This window comes from Sphingomonas sp. SORGH_AS_0950 (assembly GCF_030818415.1).
Taxonomy (GTDB): Bacteria; Pseudomonadota; Alphaproteobacteria; order Sphingomonadales; family Sphingomonadaceae; genus Sphingomonas.
The window spans coordinates 2,737,045-2,754,710 of the sequence record NZ_JAUTAE010000001.1 but is presented as its reverse complement, the minus strand read 5'-3'; the positions used below and the strand labels follow the sequence as shown (position 1 = coordinate 2,754,710).

At 68.6% G+C, this 17,666-nt stretch carries 18 protein-coding genes; 11 read left to right on the top strand and 7 right to left on the bottom strand.

Going from position 1 to position 17,666, the window contains the following annotated elements:
• Nucleotides 1-89: 89 nt before the first annotated feature.
• A protein-coding gene (locus QE385_RS12255) for an IS5 family transposase (RefSeq protein ID WP_307102204.1) occupies nt 90-847 on the top strand; the annotation gives its coding sequence in 2 pieces (ribosomal slippage) (nt 90-423 and nt 423-847; 759 coding nt in all).
• A 346-nt stretch (nt 848-1,193) separates the two neighbouring features.
• Here QE385_RS12255 and QE385_RS12250 read toward each other — a convergent pair.
• Nucleotides 1,194-2,195 carry an esterase-like activity of phytase family protein gene (locus tag QE385_RS12250; protein WP_307102201.1) on the bottom strand — a complete coding sequence of 334 codons (1,002 nt, stop codon included), beginning with the start codon at nt 2,193-2,195 and terminating at the stop codon, nt 1,194-1,196.
• 190 nt (nt 2,196-2,385) lie between these two features.
• Between QE385_RS12250 and QE385_RS12245 the strand changes: the two genes are divergently transcribed.
• Nucleotides 2,386-2,724 (top strand): glycine zipper 2TM domain-containing protein, encoded by a 339-nt coding sequence (locus QE385_RS12245; protein WP_307102199.1) that lies wholly within the window; start codon nt 2,386-2,388, stop codon nt 2,722-2,724.
• 110 nt (nt 2,725-2,834) lie between these two features.
• On the opposite strand, the gene phbB is transcribed toward QE385_RS12245, so the two are convergent.
• The 3 genes from phbB to QE385_RS12230 form a co-directional block, all read right to left on the bottom strand.
• Nucleotides 2,835-3,557, bottom strand: a complete 723-nt coding sequence (gene phbB / locus QE385_RS12240; protein ID WP_307102197.1) for an acetoacetyl-CoA reductase — start codon at nt 3,555-3,557, stop codon at nt 2,835-2,837.
• An 85-nt stretch (nt 3,558-3,642) separates the two neighbouring features.
• Complete coding sequence (gene hemH, locus QE385_RS12235) at nt 3,643-4,656, bottom strand: ferrochelatase (RefSeq protein WP_307102194.1); 1,014 nt, start codon at nt 4,654-4,656, stop codon at nt 3,643-3,645.
• Nucleotides 4,656-6,860 (bottom strand): xanthine dehydrogenase family protein molybdopterin-binding subunit, encoded by a 2,205-nt coding sequence (locus QE385_RS12230; protein WP_307102193.1) that lies wholly within the window; start codon nt 6,858-6,860, stop codon nt 4,656-4,658. Before QE385_RS12230 ends, hemH begins: the two co-directional genes overlap by 1 nt.
• Nucleotides 6,861-7,346: 486 nt before the next feature.
• On the opposite strand from QE385_RS12230, the gene lgt reads away from it, so the two are divergent.
• From lgt to QE385_RS12205, 5 genes are all read left to right on the top strand, one after another.
• Complete coding sequence (gene lgt, locus QE385_RS12225) at nt 7,347-8,228, top strand: prolipoprotein diacylglyceryl transferase (protein WP_373424661.1); 882 nt, start codon at nt 7,347-7,349, stop codon at nt 8,226-8,228.
• Between the two features lie 40 nt (nt 8,229-8,268).
• Nucleotides 8,269-9,351: a class I SAM-dependent methyltransferase gene (locus QE385_RS12220; protein ID WP_307102191.1), complete on the top strand. Its 1,083-nt coding sequence runs from the start codon at nt 8,269-8,271 to the stop codon at nt 9,349-9,351.
• The gene (locus QE385_RS12215) at nt 9,348-9,857 is read left to right on the top strand and encodes a GNAT family N-acetyltransferase (RefSeq protein ID WP_307102189.1); all 510 of its coding nucleotides are present in this window, start codon (nt 9,348-9,350) and stop codon (nt 9,855-9,857) included. The genes QE385_RS12220 and QE385_RS12215 overlap by 4 nt, the downstream gene beginning before the upstream one ends.
• On the top strand, nt 9,854-10,618 hold the full coding sequence (gene pgeF / locus QE385_RS12210) for a peptidoglycan editing factor PgeF (RefSeq protein WP_307102187.1): 765 nt from the start codon (nt 9,854-9,856) through the stop codon (nt 10,616-10,618). The genes QE385_RS12215 and pgeF overlap by 4 nt, the downstream gene beginning before the upstream one ends.
• A gap of 81 nt (nt 10,619-10,699) precedes the next feature.
• Entirely contained in the window at nt 10,700-12,037 is a 1,338-nt protein-coding gene (locus tag QE385_RS12205; protein WP_307102184.1) for a cystathionine gamma-synthase family protein, read from the top strand.
• A gap of 31 nt (nt 12,038-12,068) precedes the next feature.
• On the opposite strand, the gene QE385_RS12200 is transcribed toward QE385_RS12205, so the two are convergent.
• From QE385_RS12200 to QE385_RS12190, 3 genes are all read right to left on the bottom strand, one after another.
• Complete coding sequence (locus tag QE385_RS12200; protein ID WP_307102182.1) at nt 12,069-12,641, bottom strand: TetR/AcrR family transcriptional regulator; 573 nt, start codon at nt 12,639-12,641, stop codon at nt 12,069-12,071.
• Nucleotides 12,642-12,643: 2 nt separating this feature from the next.
• A complete protein-coding gene (locus QE385_RS12195) occupies nt 12,644-13,111 on the bottom strand; it encodes a nuclear transport factor 2 family protein (protein WP_307102180.1) in 468 nt (155 codons plus the stop codon).
• 654 nt (nt 13,112-13,765) lie between these two features.
• Nucleotides 13,766-14,611 (bottom strand): cold-shock protein, encoded by an 846-nt coding sequence (locus QE385_RS12190; RefSeq protein ID WP_307102178.1) that lies wholly within the window; start codon nt 14,609-14,611, stop codon nt 13,766-13,768.
• A gap of 300 nt (nt 14,612-14,911) precedes the next feature.
• On the opposite strand from QE385_RS12190, the gene QE385_RS12185 reads away from it, so the two are divergent.
• From QE385_RS12185 to lptB, 4 genes are all read left to right on the top strand, one after another.
• On the top strand, nt 14,912-15,532 hold the full coding sequence (locus QE385_RS12185) for a ribonuclease D (protein WP_307102176.1): 621 nt from the start codon (nt 14,912-14,914) through the stop codon (nt 15,530-15,532).
• Nucleotides 15,533-15,561: 29 nt separating this feature from the next.
• A complete protein-coding gene (lptC, locus tag QE385_RS12180; RefSeq protein ID WP_307102174.1) occupies nt 15,562-16,188 on the top strand; it encodes an LPS export ABC transporter periplasmic protein LptC in 627 nt (208 codons plus the stop codon).
• 18 nt (nt 16,189-16,206) lie between these two features.
• On the top strand, nt 16,207-16,749 hold the full coding sequence (locus QE385_RS12175; protein ID WP_307102172.1) for an LptA/OstA family protein: 543 nt from the start codon (nt 16,207-16,209) through the stop codon (nt 16,747-16,749).
• A 62-nt stretch (nt 16,750-16,811) separates the two neighbouring features.
• Nucleotides 16,812-17,600: an LPS export ABC transporter ATP-binding protein gene (gene lptB, locus QE385_RS12170; RefSeq protein ID WP_307102170.1), complete on the top strand. Its 789-nt coding sequence runs from the start codon at nt 16,812-16,814 to the stop codon at nt 17,598-17,600.
• Nucleotides 17,601-17,666 lie beyond the last annotated feature (66 nt).

Here is a 17,666-nt window from a genome sequence, read left to right as displayed (position 1 = left end):
CCTCTCCCCTGGACAGGGGAGAGGGTTAGGGTCAGGACCCATTGATGTGAGCGTCGCGATCTGATTCAGGCTTCCGCAAGGAGACCGGGATGAGCGACCTGTTTTGGCTGACGGACGAGCAGATGGAGCGCCTGCAGCCGTTCTTTCCCAAGAGCCACGGCAAGCCGAGGGTGGACGACCGGCGGGTGCTGAGCGGCATCGTGTTCGTCAACAAGAACGGGCTGCGCTGGCGAGATGCGCCCAGCGCCTACGGCCCGCACAAGACGCTGTATAACCGGTGGAAGCGCTGGGGCGAGCGAGGCGTGTTCACGCGCATGATGGAGGGGTTAGCTGCGGGCGATGCCGAGCCCAAGACCGTGATGATCGACGCGACCTACCTGAAGGCGCACCGCACGGCATCGAGCTTGCGGGTTAAAAAGGGGATCTCGGCCGCCTGATCGGTCGGACCAAAGGCGGCATGAACACCAAGCTCCATGCCGTTGCCGATGCGAACGGCCGCCCCTTGAGCTTCTTCATGACCGCCGGCCAAGTCAGCGACTACACCGGCGCGGCAGCGCTGCTGGACGAACTGCCAAAAGCGCAGTGGCTGCTCGGGGACCGCGGCTACGACGCCGACTGGTTCCGCGACGCCCTCCAGGCCAAGGGCATCCAGCCCTGCATCCCGGGCCGGCGATCACGCAACGAGCCGGTCAGGTACGACAAGCGTCGCTACCGGCGTCGCAGCCGCATCGAGATCATGTTCGGCCGCCTTAAGGACTGGAGGCGCGTCGCTACCCGCTACGATCGCTGCCCCACGGCCTTCTTCTCCGCCGTCGCTCTCGCTGCCACCGTTATCTTCTGGCTGTGATCAACGAGTCCTGACCCTAGCGAAGCTTGCCAGCCTGCTGGCTAGCGCAGCTTGGGTGAGGGGTTGAGCGAGCCTGTAGGCTCGCACGCTCGCAGAGCGAGCGCCCACCCCTCACCCAGCTCCGACTAAGCCTTTGCTTTCGCAAAGACCAAGTCTGCGCAACCCTCTCCCCTCTGCGAGGGGCGAGGGAAGGATAAGGCATCATGGAATGCCGATCGGCCCTGGGGCGTGGCCTTCGACTTCGCTCAGGCTGAACGGGTGTCAGCATCCGTGTCCGCGATTCGCCTGGTCCATTCCAAACCGCCGTTCGGCCGATGCGAAGCCGAAGGCCGCGCGAATCGCCCGATCAGCGTCGGTCCAGCCGGAATTTCAGCAGATAGCTGCGCTCGATCGGCAACTGGTTGTCGTCCGACACCAGCCACAGGATCGTCGCCCCGCCCTCCTGCGTCACCGCGACCCCTTCGAAATTGTCGTGGATCAGCGGCGCGTCGAGTTCGGCGAGCAGATGCCCCCGCACCACCCGTCCCGGCGCGATTCGCTCCGCCGGGACCAGCATGATTCGATTCGAGAATCGGAACGGCAGCCGGAATCGCCGCTCGACCACGATCAGCGCGCCGTCGGGCAAGGCGGCGACGTCCGCCACATCGTAATCGGGCGACACGCGATAGGCGAACAGGCGCGGGCGGTGGCGCAACGGATCGCCCGCGAAGATCAGCCCCTGCCGCGTGGTCTTGCGCGACGCCTCGCCCCCACGCCACAGCGTGCGGCGAATCTTGGCCTCTTCGGAAATGGTGACGAATCGCCCGTCGGGCATCCGGGCCAGCGATTCGGGGCCGCCATTGATCGGCCAGCGCTTCATGCCGCGCGGCGCGACGAATCCCTCCGCGCGGGCGAAGCCGGGGGCATAGCGCCAGATCTGGTTATAGCGCTCGAACCCCACCCATAGGGCGCCGGTGCGCGGATCGACCGCCATCGATTCGCTGTCGCGGTCCCATTTCTGCCACCCGATCCCCGGCCCCGCGGGCAGGTTGGCGAAGCGGATGCCGTGCGGACGCCAGTCCCCGCCCATCGCGAACTGCACGACATTGCCGCCGTCGCTGAGCAGGGTGAAACGGTCCCCCGTCACCGTCAGCGACGAGAATCCGCCAAAGGCCGGATCGCGGCTGGTCAGCGCCACACCGCCCAGATAGGTCAGCGCGCCCAGCGTCCGGCGCGACGGATCGCGCGGGTCGAGCGCGACGCGGCGCACGTCCATCTGCCCCCGCTGCTCCAGCAGGCCCAGCCGCGCCTCACCCGACCATCCGGGGATACAGGCCAGCAGCAACAGGCAGGACAGGAGGATACGCATGGCGCCTCATACGCGCCGCGCCGCAACACGACAGCGCCAAAAATACGGCCGCCCGATCGGATCGGCACAGGCTGGCGCGGATGAACGGCGGATAACCGGGGCATTCAGGAAAGGCTCAAGCCGAATCGTCCAGAAGCGGATCAACGGCGGACGGGACCGCCGATCGAAACGAAATATCGGGAGTGATACCATGATGAAGACCCTGACCCTGGCGGCGACCACGCTGGCGATGCTCGGCGGCGCTGTCCTGCCTGCGACCGCCGCGGATGCGCACCGCTATCGCCGGGCCTATCATGCCGATCGCTACGACCGGGGTTATGAGGATGGCGCGCGCGCCGAATATCAGGCGCGCAAGTGCCGCCGCTCCGGCACCACCGGCACCATCGTCGGCGCGGTCGCGGGTGGCCTGCTGGGCCGGACGATCGACACCGATGGCGACCGCACGCTGGGCACGCTGATCGGCGGCGGTGCGGGCGCGCTGGCGGGCCGCGCGATCGAGCGGTCGGGTCGTCCGGGCTATTGCCGCTAACACAGTTCGGGCGGGCGGGGCCTGTATCTGCCCCACCCGCCCCGGTTTTCCTCGCGTAGCGTATCGAGGACGGAACGCCGATCTCCCCCGTGGAGGTCGGCGTTCTTGCATCAGTACATGTGCTGGCCGCCGTTGATCGACAGGGTCGAGCCGGTGACGAAGCCCGCCTCGTCCGAACACAGGAACGCGACGCCGCGCGCGATCTCATGCGCCTGGCCCAGTCGGCCGACCGGGATCTTGGCGACGATCTTCTCCAGCACGTCGGCGGGGACGGCGGCGACCATGTCGGTGTCGATATAGCCCGGCGCGATCGCGTTCACGGTCACGCCGACGCGCGCGCCTTCCTGCGCCAGCGCCTTGGTGAAGCCATGGATGCCCGACTTGGCGGCGGCATAGTTGACCTGGCCATACTGGCCCGCCTGGCCGTTGATCGAACCGATATTGACGATGCGACCCCATTTGCGCTCGCGCATGCCGGGGAACACCGCCTTGGCCATGTTGAAGCAACCGCCCAGATTGGTGTCCATGACCTCCTTCCACATCTGGTAGGTCATCTTCAGCAGCGTGCCGTCACGGGTGATGCCCGCATTGTTGACGACGATGTCGACCGGGCCCAGTTCTTCGGCGACCTGCGCGGCGCCCGCCTGGACCGCGTCATAATCGGCAACGTCCCACTTATACGCCTTGATCCCGGTGCGTTCGGAGAACTCGCGAGCGCGTTCGTCATTGCCCGCATAATTGGCGGCGACGGTCACGCCCGCCTCTTTCAATGCCAGGCTGATCGCCTCGCCAATACCGCGCGTACCACCCGTCACAATCGCGACCCGTGCCATCAAACCTCTCCCATTTTCCGATTGTGGCTTAAAAGGGGCAGAGGTCATCCGCAATGGCGAAGACCGGGCGAAACGTAATATTACGCTACGGCAACCACCCCTGAAGCTCGCGTGCGATCAATCCGCGCAGCATCGCGATCCCGACGTCACTGTCGTTGAGGCAGGGCAGATAGGCGAAATGGGTGCCGCCCGCGCCCTCGAAACTTTCGCGACCGCGAATCGCCAGTTCCTCCAGCGTCTCGATACAGTCGGCCGAGAAACCCGGCGCCAGGATCGCGACCTTGCGGATGCCCCGTCCGGGCAGCGCCTCCAGCACGGTGTCGGTCGCGGGCTCCAGCCATTTGGCGCGGCCGAATCGCGACTGGAACGCGACCAGCAATTCGCGGTCGCCCAACGTGTCCTTCATCGCCTCGGCCAGCAACCGCGCGGTCTTGCGGCAATGGCAGTGATAGGGGTCGCCCAGCTCCAGCGTGCGCTGCGGCATGCCGTGGAAGCTGGCGACGACCGCCTCGGGGGTGAAATCCAGCGCGGCGAGCTGCGTCTCCAGCTGCGTCTTCAGCGCGTCGATATAGAGCGCATCGTCATAATAAGGCGGCAGGGTGCGGATCGCGGGCTGCCAGCGCATCGTCGCCAGATGCGCGAAGGCCCGGTCATTGGCGGTCGCGGTCGTCGCCGCGCAATATTGCGGATAGAGCGGCGCGAGCAGGATCCGCTCGCACCCCGCATCCTTCATCGCCTGTACCTGGTCGGCAATGGCGGGACGGCCATAGCGCATCGCCCAGTCGACCATGACGCCGGGCCCGAACGCGTCCTTCAGCGCCGCCGCCTGCGCCTTGGTGATGGCGGCGAGCGGCGAGCCGTCCTCGCGCCAGACCAATGAATAGGCATGGGCCGACTTCTTGGGCCGGGTGTTCAGGATGATACCGCGCAGGATCGGCTGCCACAGCAGGGCGGGAATCTCGATGACGCGGCGGTCCGACAGGAATTCGCCCAGATAGCGCTTCACCGACTTCGGGTCGGGCGCGTCGGGGGTGCCCAGATTCATCAGGAGCACGCCGATCTTCGGACGCGGGACGGGCGGATGGTCGGGGGGCAACATCAGGCGGACAACTCCATCGGCAGGCTTCGTATCCGTGGGAAGCCCGGCAGGGTGGCAAGCGCATTGGCGATGGCGGGCGCGACCGGCGGCACGGCCAGTTCGGACACGCCGCCGGGGGCTTCGTCCGAGCGGATCAGCTCGACCGTGATGTCGGGGGTGTCGGCCAGACGCGGCAGGTTCAGCGCCCCCAGCCGCGCGGGCTCGGCCAGTCCCTGGACGAAGCCGACCGCGCCGCCGCGCCATGCGGCGAGCCCGAAGATCAGCCCGCCCTCGATCTGCTGGCGCACGATGTCGGGGTTGACGATCCGCCCGGCATCGACCGCCGCGACCAGCCGGTCGACGATCGGCCGCCCCGCGGCGTCGCGGTGGACCTCCGCCATCACCGCGACGAAGCTGCCGCGAAAGGCGTGCGCCGCCACGCCCTGCCCGCTGCCCGCGCGGCCCCCTTCCCATCCGCCCAGCGACGCGGCGGTGGACAGGCAGCGCGCCAGGCGCGGCGCCTCGCCCAGCATCGTCATCCGCCAGGCCAGCGGATCGGCCCCGGCGGCCTGCGCGCATTCGTCGAGAAAGGATTCGGTCACAAAGCCATGACCGACATGGGCGCCGCCGCGCACATGGCCGGTCGGGATGGGCAGCTCGACGGCGTGATGATCCACCGCCAGCGCCGGGATCGCATAGGGCGGCACCGCTCCCCCCATCGCATAGGCGTCGCCCCGCGCCATGCCCGCCCGGACGAACCCGCCGGGCATCAGCCGCCCGGCCAGATCGCGGCCGGTGTCCGGCGCGGCGACGCGCGCCCGCCACGCCAGCAGCCGCCCGCCCGCCACGCGCGCGGTCATCTCGGCCCGCATCGGCGCGCGGTACGCGTCGCGGCGCAGATCCTCGGTCCGCGACCAGAGGAGGTTGACCGGCCGCTTCAACCGGACCGCGATCACAGCCGCCTGCGCCGCCGCCTCGCTCTCAAGCGCGATGCCGAAGGATCCGCCGATCGGCATGGGGTGGACGATCACCCGGTCCGGCGCGATCCCCGCCGCCCGCGCCGCGATTTCGCGCGCCCGGACCGGGGCCTGGGTCGGCAACCACAGCTCCAGCCCGCCGTCGCGCCAGGCGGCCACCGCCGCGCGCGACTCGATCGCGGCATGGACCCCCACCCCGATCCGATAGCGTGCCGCGATCCGCCCCCCGCCTTCCAGCGCAGCCTCGACATCGCCCTGCGAGGCGACCGAGTGCCCCTTCCCCGCCAACGCCGCGTCGAGCGCGCGGGCCATGTCCGCCGTCGTCGGGATCGGCCCCTCGGTCACGGCGCGCGGTGCCAGCGCATCGAGGCCCTTTTGCGCGATCCACCAGCTGGCGGCGGCGACCGCGACCCAATCGTCGCCCTCGACCACATCGACCACGCCCTGCACCCGCATCGCCGCCGCGCGGTCGATCGCGATGGAGCGGGTCCGCCCCCAGGGGGCATGGCGAACCGCGACATGCACCATATCGGGCAAGCGGATATCCGCGGTGAAATTGGCCGAGCCATCGACCTTGGCGGGTGAATCGAGCCGGGGCAGGTCCCGGCCCGCCAGCGCGCCCGCACCGCCGCTGCCCAGCGGCAGGGGCTCGGGCACCGTCTCGCCCGCCGCCGCCTCGGCCAACTCGGCGAAGCGCAGCCGCTGCGCGCCATGGGTGATGAAGCCCTGCTTCGCCTCGCATGCGGTCCATGCGACGCCCCAGCGCCGCGCCGCGGCCTGCGCCATCAGCGCGCGCGCGGTCGCGGCGGCGGCGCGTGCGGGGGCCTCGAACATGCGGATCGAACTCGACCCGGCGGTCAGCATCACCATGGCCCGGCGCAGCCATTCGGCGCGCACCGCCTCGGGCAGCCGGTCGAACGCGCCCTCGAACAGCGAATCGACCCCGACGCTATTGGCATAAAGCGGGCCGAGCGGCGCGGACTCGACCGCGACCGTCCGCCAGTCCGCGCCCAGTTCGTCGGCGACGACCTGCGCCAGCGTCGTCGCGATCCCCTGCCCATGCTCGGCCTGGGGCACCGCGACGGTGACGATGCCGTCGCGCCCGATCTTCAGCCATGCGCCGAACGCCTGCTCGCCCGGCTCGGTGGCGAGATCGGGCACATAGGCGCGCGGCCACAGCCCCCAGGCGACCAGCAACCCCGCCCCCGCGCCCCCGCCGATCAATATGTTGCGCCGGTTCAGTTCCATCCCCGCCAGCCTTAGCCGACAGGCAGGAGCAGACAAGCCGGGGGTTTCGCTGTCTCAAAGCGACGGAGTCGATTGTTCGCGCGATGCCGCGAAGTCTCTTGGTTCGCGCAGAGGCACGGACGGCGCAGAGGGGGACCCGCCGCACGATCATCCCGCCATCTCGATCGGCAGACACTGTCATGCATGATAAGCAGACTGGCCTGGCGGCCGGACCGGACACCTCTGCGCCCTCCGCGCCTCTGCGCGCAAAAATCTTCGCGCCTTCGCGGCTTCGCGTGAATCCCGTTCGGCGACCGTCCTGGCGTGGCCTTCGACTGCGCTCAGGCTGAACGGCGGGAGGGAATGGGTCTGGATACAAAAGACCGTTCAGCCTGAGCGCAGTCGAAGGCCACACCCCACCCCACCAAGCCCCCACGGCACCGAAGCCCCGGTCTTGGTGTTGTCTCACGACCGCTCTATGGAGACGGGCCAGAAAGGGAAACGCGCTTGATCCTGTCCATGCTCGCGGCCGCCGGCGGCCATATCCGGTTCGAGGATCTGGGGTTGCACCCGGACATCTTCTCGATCGGCTTCTTCACGCTGCGCTGGTACAGCCTGGCCTATATCGCCGGTATCCTGTTCGGATGGTGGTATCTGGGCCGGATGCTCGACCGGCCGGGCGCGCCGATGTCGCGGACCCATGCCGACGATCTGGTCTTCTATGCCACGCTGGGGATCATCCTGGGCGGGCGGATCGGCTATGTGATCTTCTACGCGCCCGAGATGTTCCTGCACCCGGTGCGGATCCTGCGCCTTTGGGACGGAGGCATGAGCTTTCATGGCGGCGCGGTCGGCACCGGGGTCGGTGTCATCCTGTTTGCGCGCAAGCACAAGCTCAACTGGCTGCGCATCCTCGACTATCTGGTCTGCGCCGCGCCGGTCGGACTGTTCCTGGGTCGCCTGGCCAATTTCGTGAACGGCGAGCTGTGGGGCAAGCCGTCGGACGTGCCCTGGGCGATCGTCTTTCCGCGCACCGTCCCCTTCGGCCTGCCCGACCCGGCGCGCCACCCCAGCCAGCTGTACGAAGCGGGGCTGGAGGGGCTGGTCCTGTTCGCGGTGATGAGCTTCGCCTTCTGGCGGACCAAGGCGCGCTACGATCCCGGCAAGCTGTCCGGCCTGTTCCTGCTCGGCTATGGCATCGCCCGCTTCATCGTCGAGTTCTTCCGCGAACCCGACCAGCAACTGCGCGCCTTTGCACAGATGACCGGGCTGCACATGGGCCAGTGGCTGTGCGTGCCGATGATCCTGGGCGGGCTGTACCTGATGAACAGCGCCAAGGCCCGCCGCGTCCGCGTAGAGCCGATCGCGGGCAGCGACAGCGTCGCCTGACGCTCTTGCGGGCGGGCGTGCCGGGGGGCAGAGCGGGGGCATGACGAACCCGCTGATCCCCCCCGCCGATCATAAGCCCGAGCCCGAGGACGCGCTGCCCGAACGGCTCGCCCGCGCGATCGCGCTTGCCGGACCGATCCCGGTGGCGCAGTTCATGGCCGCCGCCAATGCGCATTATTATGGCACCCGCGATCCGCTGGGCGCGGGCGGCGACTTCACCACCAGTCCCGAGATCAGCCAGATGTTCGGCGAGCTGGTCGGCCTGTGGTGCGCCGACCTGTGGGACCGTGCGGGACGGCCCGAGATACATTGGGTCGAACTGGGTCCGGGGCGCGGCACGCTGGCGGCGGATGCGCGGCGGGCGATGGCGAAAGCGGGACTGACGCCGACCATCCATTTCGTCGAGACCAGCGCGACGCTCCGCACCGCGCAGCGCGAGCGGGTCGCGGACGCCCAGTGGCACGACACCGTCGAGACGCTGCCCACCGACCGGCCGCTGGTCGTCGTCGCCAACGAATTCTTCGATGCGCTGCCGATCCGCCAGCTCGTCCGGCGCGGGGATGGCTGGCATGAGCGACTGGTCGCCGCGCAGGACCTGTTGTTCCTGCCGATCGCCGGGCCGCCGGTGCCCCCGGAGATCATCCCCGAACCGCTGCGCACGGCCGAGGCCGGGTCGGTGATCGAGGTGTCCCCCGCGAGCGTCGCGGTGATGCGCGGCCTGTCCGCCCGGATCGCCGCGCAAGGGGGCGCCGCGCTGATCGTCGATTACGGCTATGAAGGCCCCGCCATCGCCGACACGCTCCAGGCGGTGCGCGTCCATGCCTATGCCAATCCCTTCGACCGGCCGGGCGAACAGGATCTGAGCGCGCATGTCGACTTCACGACGCTGGCCGCCGCCGCGCAGGGCGCCGGCCTCGCCGCCTTCGGGCCGGTGACGCAGCGCGACCTGCTCGGCGCGCTGGGGATCGACCAGCGCACCGCCGCGCTGGCCCGCGCGCATCCCGACCGCGCCGATGCGCTGCTCGCCGATCGCAACCGGCTGATGCAGGACATGGGCACGCTGTTCCGCGCGCTGGCGGTGACGCGGCCCGACTGGCCGGTGCCTGCGGGCTATGGCGCATGATCGCCTATCGCGACGCAGGCCCGGACGACGCCGCCCCCCTCGCCGTCATGGCGCGGACGGCGTTTACCGAGACGTTCGGCCATCTCTATCCGCCCGCCGACCTGAACGCCTTTCTGGACGAGGCCTTCGGCCCCACCGGCCTGCCGTCGCAGATCGGCGATCCGGCCTTTTCGATACGCCTGGCGCTGCAGGGGGATGCGGTGATCGGCTTTGCCAAGATCGGCCCCGTCGCCTTTCCCGGCGACTGGCCGGACGATGCGGTCGAGCTGTACCAGCTCTATGTCCTGTCGAGCCATCTGGGCGCGGGTGTCGGCCCCGCGCTGATGCGATGGGCCATCGACGCGGCCCGGCTTCGCGGCGCGCGCGACCTGATGTTGTCGGTCTATGTCGACAACCACCGCGCCAAGGCCTTTTACGCGCGCCACGGCTTTGTCGATGTCGGGCGCTATGACTTTGCGGTCGGCGACACGATCGACGAGGACCGGATCATGAGGCTGTCGCTATGACCATCGAAACGCTTCGCACCCCGCTATTGGGGGATGTGCCGCACGGTTTTCTCGGGCGGCGCGGCGGCGTGTCGGCGGGGATTCATGGCGGGCTGAATGTCGGGCTCGGCTCGCAGGACGATGCCGATGCGGTGGCCGAGAATCGCCGCCGCGCGCGTGACGCGGTGCTGCCCGGCGCGCGGCTCGTCACCTGCTACCAGATCCACTCGGCCGAGGCGGTGACGGTGCTGACCCCGCCCGAGGACGATGTCCGCCCGCATGGCGATGCGCTGGTGACCGACCGGCCGGGGCTGCTGCTCGGCATCCTGACCGCCGATTGCGCGCCCGTCCTGTTCGCCGATGCCGAAGCGGGGGTGATCGGCGCCGCGCATGCGGGCTGGAAGGGCGCGTTCGGCGGGATCACCGACGCCACGCTGCTGGCGATGGAGGCGCTGGGCGCGCGGCGCGAGCGGATCGCCGCCGCGATCGGCCCGTGCATCGCCCGCGCCAGCTATGAGGTCGATGCCGCCTTCCTCCGGCGCTTCGTCGAACAGGCGCCCGAGAATGAGCGCTTCTTCGCCGATGGTCGCCGCACGGACCATTACCAGTTCGATCTGGAGGCCTATGTCACGCATCGCCTCGCCGCCGCCGGGGTCTCGCGCGTCGCCGCGCTGGGCGAGGACACCTATGCGCAGGGCGACCGATTCTTCAGCTTCCGCCGCGCCACCCACCGCACCGAGCCATCCTATGGCCGCCAGATTTCGCTGATCGGCCTGGCCTGAGCCTCGCCAAAGCCGTTTGCCGCGCTATCCTGCCCGTATCGCCGCCGACAGAGCGGCCCCCTCGTTCGCAAGGAAACCGACATGCCGACCGAATCCGATCTGACCGGCGTCCCGCCCCAGACTCAGAGCCCGGCCACGGCCGAGCGCAGGAGCGATGCGACCAGCATCGGCGACCGCAAGCTGAGCCCCGCGACGCTGATGATGGGCCATGGCTTTGACCCGACCCTGTCCGAAGGATCGCTCAAGCCGCCGATCTTCCTGACCTCCACCTTCGTCTTCCCCAATGCGGCGGCGGGCAAGCGCCATTTCGAGGGCGTGACCGGCAAGCGGCCGGGCGGCGCGGACGGCCTGGTCTATTCGCGCTTCAACGGGCCGAATCAGGAGATATTGGAGGATCGCCTCGCCATCTGGGACGAGGCGGAGGACGCGCTGACCTTTTCCAGCGGCATGGCGGCGATCGCCACGCTGTTCCTGTCGATGGTCCAGCCGGGTGACGTGATCGTCCATTCGGGTCCGCTCTATGCCGCGACCGAGACGCTGATCGGCCGCATCCTGGGCCGGTTCGGGGTGAAGTGGCTCGACTTCCCCGCCGGTGCGACGCGCGAGGAGATCGACGCGGTCATGGCCCGGGCGGCGGAGATCGGCCGGGTCGCGCTGATCTATCTGGAAAGCCCCGCCAACCCGACCAACGCGCTGGTCGATATCGAGGCGGTGGCGGCGGCGCGCGACGCGGCCTTTGCCGATTCGGCGGAAAAGCCCCCGATCGCGATCGACAACACCTTTCTGGGCCCGCTGTGGCAGCGGCCGCTGCGCCACGGGGCCGATCTGGTCGTCTATTCGCTGACCAAATATGCGGGCGGCCATTCGGACCTGGTCGCGGGCGGCGTGCTGGGGTCCAAGGCGCACATCGCCACCATCCGGTCGATGCGCAACACCATCGGCACCATCTGCGACCCCAACACCGCCTGGATGCTGCTCCGCTCGCTCGAGACGCTGGAGTTGCGGATGAGCCGCGCGGGCGAGAATGCCGCCAAGGTCTGCGCGTATCTGCGCGATCATCCCAAGGTCGAGCGTGTCGGCTATCTCGGCTTTCTCGACAGCACGCCCGGCCTGGAGCGGCAGGCCGATATCTATCGCCGTCACTGCACCGGGGGCGGTTCGACCTTTTCGCTCTATCTCAAGGGCGGCGAGGCGGAGGCGTTCCGCTTTCTCGACAGCCTGCGCATCGCCAAGCTGGCGGTCAGCCTGGGCGGGACCGAGACGCTGGCGAGCCACCCGGCCGCGATGACGCATCTGTCGGTCCCCGACGAGCGCAAGGCGGCGCTGGGCATCACCGACAATCTGGTGCGCATCTCGATCGGGGTCGAGGATGCGGGCGACCTGATCGCCGATTGCGAACAGGCGCTGGCCGCGATCTGACCGGACGAAGGGGGGAGCGCCGCCTCCCCCCTCACGCCGCGGCGAGCGCGGTATAGAGCCGCGCGGTCAGCCGCCCCAGCGTCGCGCGGAACAGCGTGGGATCGCCCAGCGCCCGCGACAGGGTGATCGCCCCCTGGATACCGCTGACCACATCCTGCGCCAGGGTCAGCGCGCGGTCGTCGTCCACCCCGCCCCGCGCCAGCGCATCGGCCAGCACCGCGATCCAGCGTTGGAAATAGCCCGCGATCGCGACGCCAAAGGGTTCGCGCGTCGCTCCCAGACCCCAGGCGCCGATCAGGCATGCCTGTTGCCCGGAGCGGTAATAACGGTCGATCGCGACCATCATCGCATCGATACCGCCGCGCGGGTCCTCCGCCTGGGCAAGCGGCGCGAAGACCTGGCGTTCGAACCAATCGCCGATCTCGGCCAGCACCGCCTCGGCCATCTCCTGCTTGCCGCCGGGGAAGAAGTGATAAAGGCTGCCCCGCCCCAGCCCGGTCGCCGCGCCGATCAGCGACAGGCTGGCCCCGGCATAGCCATGTTCGCGGAACACCTCGGCCAGCCCCGGCAGCGCGTCGGCCCGCTCGGCGATCAGCCGCGCCACCGCTACAGCCCCAGATCGCTCAGCGAGGGATGGTCGGCCGGACGGGTGCCGAGCGGCCAGCGGAACAGCCGCTCGGCCTCGACGATCGGCAGGTCGTTGATCGACGCGATCCGCCGCCGCATCCGCCCGTCCTCGGCAAAGTCCCAATTCTCATTGCCATAGGATCGGAACCACTGGCCCCGGTCATCATGCCATTCATAGGCGAAGCGAACCGCGATCCGGCTCCCCTCCTGCGCCCAAAGTTCCTTGATCAGCCGATAGTCGCGCTCGCGTGCCCATTTACGGCGCAGGAAGGCGACGATCTGATCGCGCCCCGTGATGAACTCGGCGCGATTCCGCCAATGGCAGTCGGGAGTATAGGCCTGGGCGACCCGCTCGGGATCGCGGCTGTTCCACGCATCCTCGGCGGCACGGACCTTCTGTGCTGCGGTGTCGCGGGTAAAGGGTGGCAAAGGCGGGCGTGATGCCATGGCAGATGGGATCGCGTGATTGATCTTGTACCGATTGGTACAGTCACAACCGACGCGAGGCAAGGGCTGGCATGAGGGCGAGAATCAAAGCGCCACAAACATATAGGTGGTGGCATGACGCGCTCATCTAGAATCGCTTCTTCTTCCCTCTCCCTTGGACAGGGGAGAGGGTTAGCGAAGCTTGCCAGCGTGCTGGCTAGCGCAGCTTGGGTGAGGGGTTGAGCGAGCCCAAAGGCTCGCGCGCTCGCTTCGCGAGCGCCCACCCCTCACCCAGCTCCGACTAAACCTTTGCTTTCGCAAAGGCCAAGTCTGCGCAACCCTCTCCCCTCTGCGAGGGGTGAGGGAAGGAAGGGCATCGCGGAATGTCGAGCGGCCGTAGATGACGAGGGAGTGGGGGCGTGTCCGCAAGCATATGGTTTACGGCGATGCCCCACCCAACCCCTCCCACGGAGGGGTTGGACTCATATGGATTCGATGCGATGCCATCATGGCTCAAGGACCGTTCACAGCAGCGAGGGCCCCAGACGCCAGCGCGGCCGAGACATGCGCCGCTGTCCGAATCGCCCCATCCCAGAAACGAAAAGGCCCGGCGTCGCATCGCTGCAACGCCGGGCCCTGTCGCCCGAAAAGGGATGGCTTATTCAGCCGAGGGGATCAGCCCTCGTTCTGCAGGTTCACCGCGGCATACTTGCCGCGACGATCGACCTCGATCTCGAACTGCAGACGGTCGCCCTCGTTCAGCGAACCCATGCCGGCGCGCTCGACGGCCGAGATGTGAACGAACGCGTCGGGCTGGCCGTCGTCGCGCTGAATGAAGCCGAAGCCCTTCATTGCGTTGAAGAACTTGACCGTGCCGGTCGCCTTCTCGCCGGTCAGCTGGCGCTGCGGGGCGCCGCCGAAACCACCGGCCGCACCGCCGCGGGGACCGCGGTCACGGTCGCCGCCGAAGCCGCCTTCACGCGGTTCGCGGGGTGCGCGATCCTGGACCGGAAGCGGCTCGCCTTCGATCTTCAGCTCGGTGGCCGAGATGCGGCCGCCGCGATCGACGAGCGTGAAGCCGAGCGGCTGGCCTTCCGCCAGGCCAGTCAGGCCGGCCTGCTCGACCGCCGAAATGTGGACGAACACGTCTTCGCCGCCGTCATCACGCACGACAAAGCCGAAGCCCTTCTGCGCGTTGAAGAACTTGACGACGCCCGTGCCCTCGCCAACGACCTGGGGGGGCATGCCGCCGCCACGACCGCCGCCGAAGCCGCCACCGCCGCCGCCACGGAAACCGCCGCCGCCGCCGCCGAAGCGGTCACCGCCGCCGAAGCCGCCACGATCGCCACCACCGCCGAAGCGGTCGCCGCCACCGAAGCCGCCGCCGAAGCCGCCACCGCCGAAGCGATCACCGCCGCCGAAGCCGCCACCAAAGCCGCCTTCATCGCCGCCGCCGAAATTGTCCCGCTTGTCGCGACCACGCGTGCCGCGATTGCCTCGGCTACCTCTATCGAAACCCATAAGCCCTGTTCGTCTTCCCGGTTCGCCCGCAAATGCTATCTTCAAGAACCGTGCGCCGGACGAAGAGCGCGGGTCTTTTGGCGCCAAACCTTTTGCGCCTAGTTGCTATCCATAACGCAGAAGCTCTCCCATCGCGAACGAAATCGTGCACGCGCCTCTCTGTTCATCGCGAACGAGGCAGATTGCGTCGGAATTGTGGCCGAAACTCCACAATTCCTGTGGAAAAAAGCGGAGGCATCGGCCCGCCGATTCGGCCGATCGCGGTTGAGGCTTTCCCCCGCCCCCGCTAGGGCAGGACATATGACCGTTCATCTGCATGAAGAAGACATCCCCGCCGACCTGTTCGCCGCCGGCGCCGCGATCGCGGTGGATACCGAGACGATGGGCCTGATCACCCCGCGCGACCGGCTGTGCGTCGTCCAGCTGTCGGATGGCGGCCCGGACGAGCATCTGGTGCGCTTCGGCCCGGACAGCGACTATGCCGCGCCCAATCTGCGCGCGCTGCTGGCCGATCCGGCGCGGCTGAAGCTCTATCATTTCGGGCGATTCGATATCGCCGCGATCCGCCATTATCTGGGCGTCGTCGCCGCGCCCGTCTATTGCACCAAGATCGCCTCGCGGCTGATCCGCACCTATACCGACCGCCACGGCCTGAAGGAGCTGGTCCGCGAGCTGCTGGGCGTTGAGCTGTCCAAGGCGCAGCAATCGTCCGACTGGGGCGCGCCCGAACTGTCCGATGCGCAGCGCGAATATGCCGCCTCGGACGTGCGCTATCTGCACCGGATGAAGGTCGAGCTGGACAAGCGGCTGGTGCGCGAGGGGCGGATGGAACTGGCCCAGGCCTGTTTCGATTTCCTGCCCGCGCGCGCCGAGCTGGACCTGGCGGGCTGGCCCGAGGTCGATATCTTCGCCCACGCCTGATCCGCCCCGCCCTTTAGGAAGCCGCCGCCATGTCCGAGATCGCCGATCGCGTCCGCACCCAGCGCCAGCGCTGGGCCGCGCCGGGCAGCCGCCACGACCGGTTCGTGACGGCGGCGCGCTGGATCCTGCCCAGCGCGATCGGCGTGCTGACCGCGTTCCTGGTGATGGCGCCGATCTATTCCTCCAGCGAGGTGTCCTTCGTCCTCGACAAGAAGAAGGTCGAGGTCGCGCGCGAACGGATGAAGATCCAGGCCGCGCAATATCGCGGCGTCGACGACAAGGGGCAGCCCTTCTCGCTCGACGCGGGCTCGGCGATCCAGCGCAGCTCGGCCGAGCCGGTGGTGGAGCTGAACCGACTGGCCGCCGCGATCCAGCTGTCCGACGGTCCCGCCACGGTGCGCGCCAATTCCGGGCTGTACGACATGCGGACCGAGCAGGTGAAGCTGGACGGCCCGCTCAACGTCCAGTCGCAGGGCGGCTACAACCTCCAGACGCAGAACGCGACGATCGACCTGCAACAGCGCACGCTGGTATCGGGGGGCGCGGTGACGGGCCGCATGCCGCAGGGCCATTTCAGCGCCGACAGGCTGCGCGCCAATCTGGAGGATCGCACCGTCCGGCTGGAAGGCAACGCCCGCTTGCGCATCGTGCCGTAAAGCACGAAATAGCCGACCATGAACAAGTTCATCGCCGCGACGGCTCCTGCCCTCATCGTCCTTGCCGTGTCCGCGGCGGCGCAGGTCCGGCACAACAGCCGCGCGCCGATCGATTTCGGCGCCGATGTCATCGAGTTGCAGGACAAGCAGAATCGCGGCGTCCTGTCGGGCAATGTCTCGCTGCGCCAGGCGGAGATGACGCTGACCGCCGCGCGGATGACGATCACCTATACGGGCCAGGTGATCGGCGGGAAGCCGCAGGTGTCGCGCTTCGACGCGTCGGGCAATGTCGTGGTCAAGCGCCCCAACCAGACCGCGCGCGCCAATTACGGCATCTATGACCTGAACCGCCGGGTCATCACCATGCTGGGCAACGTCACCCTGACCCAGGACGGCAACACGGTGAATGGCGGGCGGCTGACCATCAATCTCGACACCGGGCGCGCGGTGATCGACGGATCGTCGGTGGCGGGCGGCGCATCGGGCGGCAATGGCGGCACGGTGTCGCGCGCGCCGTCGGGCCGGGTCACGGGCACCTTCTCGGTCCCCGATCGCAACTGACGCGTGACGCCGGGCGCCCGCCCGCGCTACCGTGGTTGCCAATGAAGGGAACAGACTGGCCGATGGATATGGAAACCCCGATTCGCGAGGCGCAGGAGCACAGGCCCCCTGTGGCCGAGCCGCCCGTGGCGAACGGCCTGCAGGTCGTGTCCATCGCCAAGAGCTATGACAAGCGCACCGTCCTGACCGACGTGTCGGTCTCGGTCGGGCGCGGCGAGGTGATCGGGCTGCTCGGCCCGAACGGCGCGGGCAAGACGACCTGCTTCTATTCGGTCATGGGGCTGGTGAAGCCCGATTCGGGCCGCATCATGCTGGACGGCGAGGATATCACCGGGCTGCCCATGTATCGCCGCGCGATCCTGGGCCTGGGCTATCTGCCGCAGGAAACCTCGATCTTTCGCGGGCTGTCGATCGAGAAAAACATCCTGACCGTGCTCGAACTGGCCGAGCCCGATCCCGCCGAGCGCGCGCGCAAGCTCGACAAGCTGCTCGAGGAATTCGGGCTGACCCGCCTGCGCGCCGCGCCCGCCATGGCGCTGTCGGGCGGCGAGCGGCGCCGCGCCGAGATTGCGCGCGCGCTGGCCGCCGATCCGTCGATCATGCTGCTCGACGAACCGTTTGCGGGCATCGACCCCATCTCGATCGCCGACATCCGCGATCTGGTGAAGGACCTGAAGCGGCGCGACATCGGCGTGCTGATCACCGACCATAATGTCCGCGAGACGCTGGACATCGTCGACCGCGCCTACATCATCTATGACGGCCGCGTGCTGTTCACCGGATCGCCCGAAGAGCTGGTGGCCGATGCCAATGTCCGCCGCCTCTATCTGGGCGAGGGCTTCTCGCTCTGACCGCATGAGGACCGCGCCCCGCTCCGCCCCGTTCCGCTTCATCGCCTTTGCCGGGCGATGGGCACG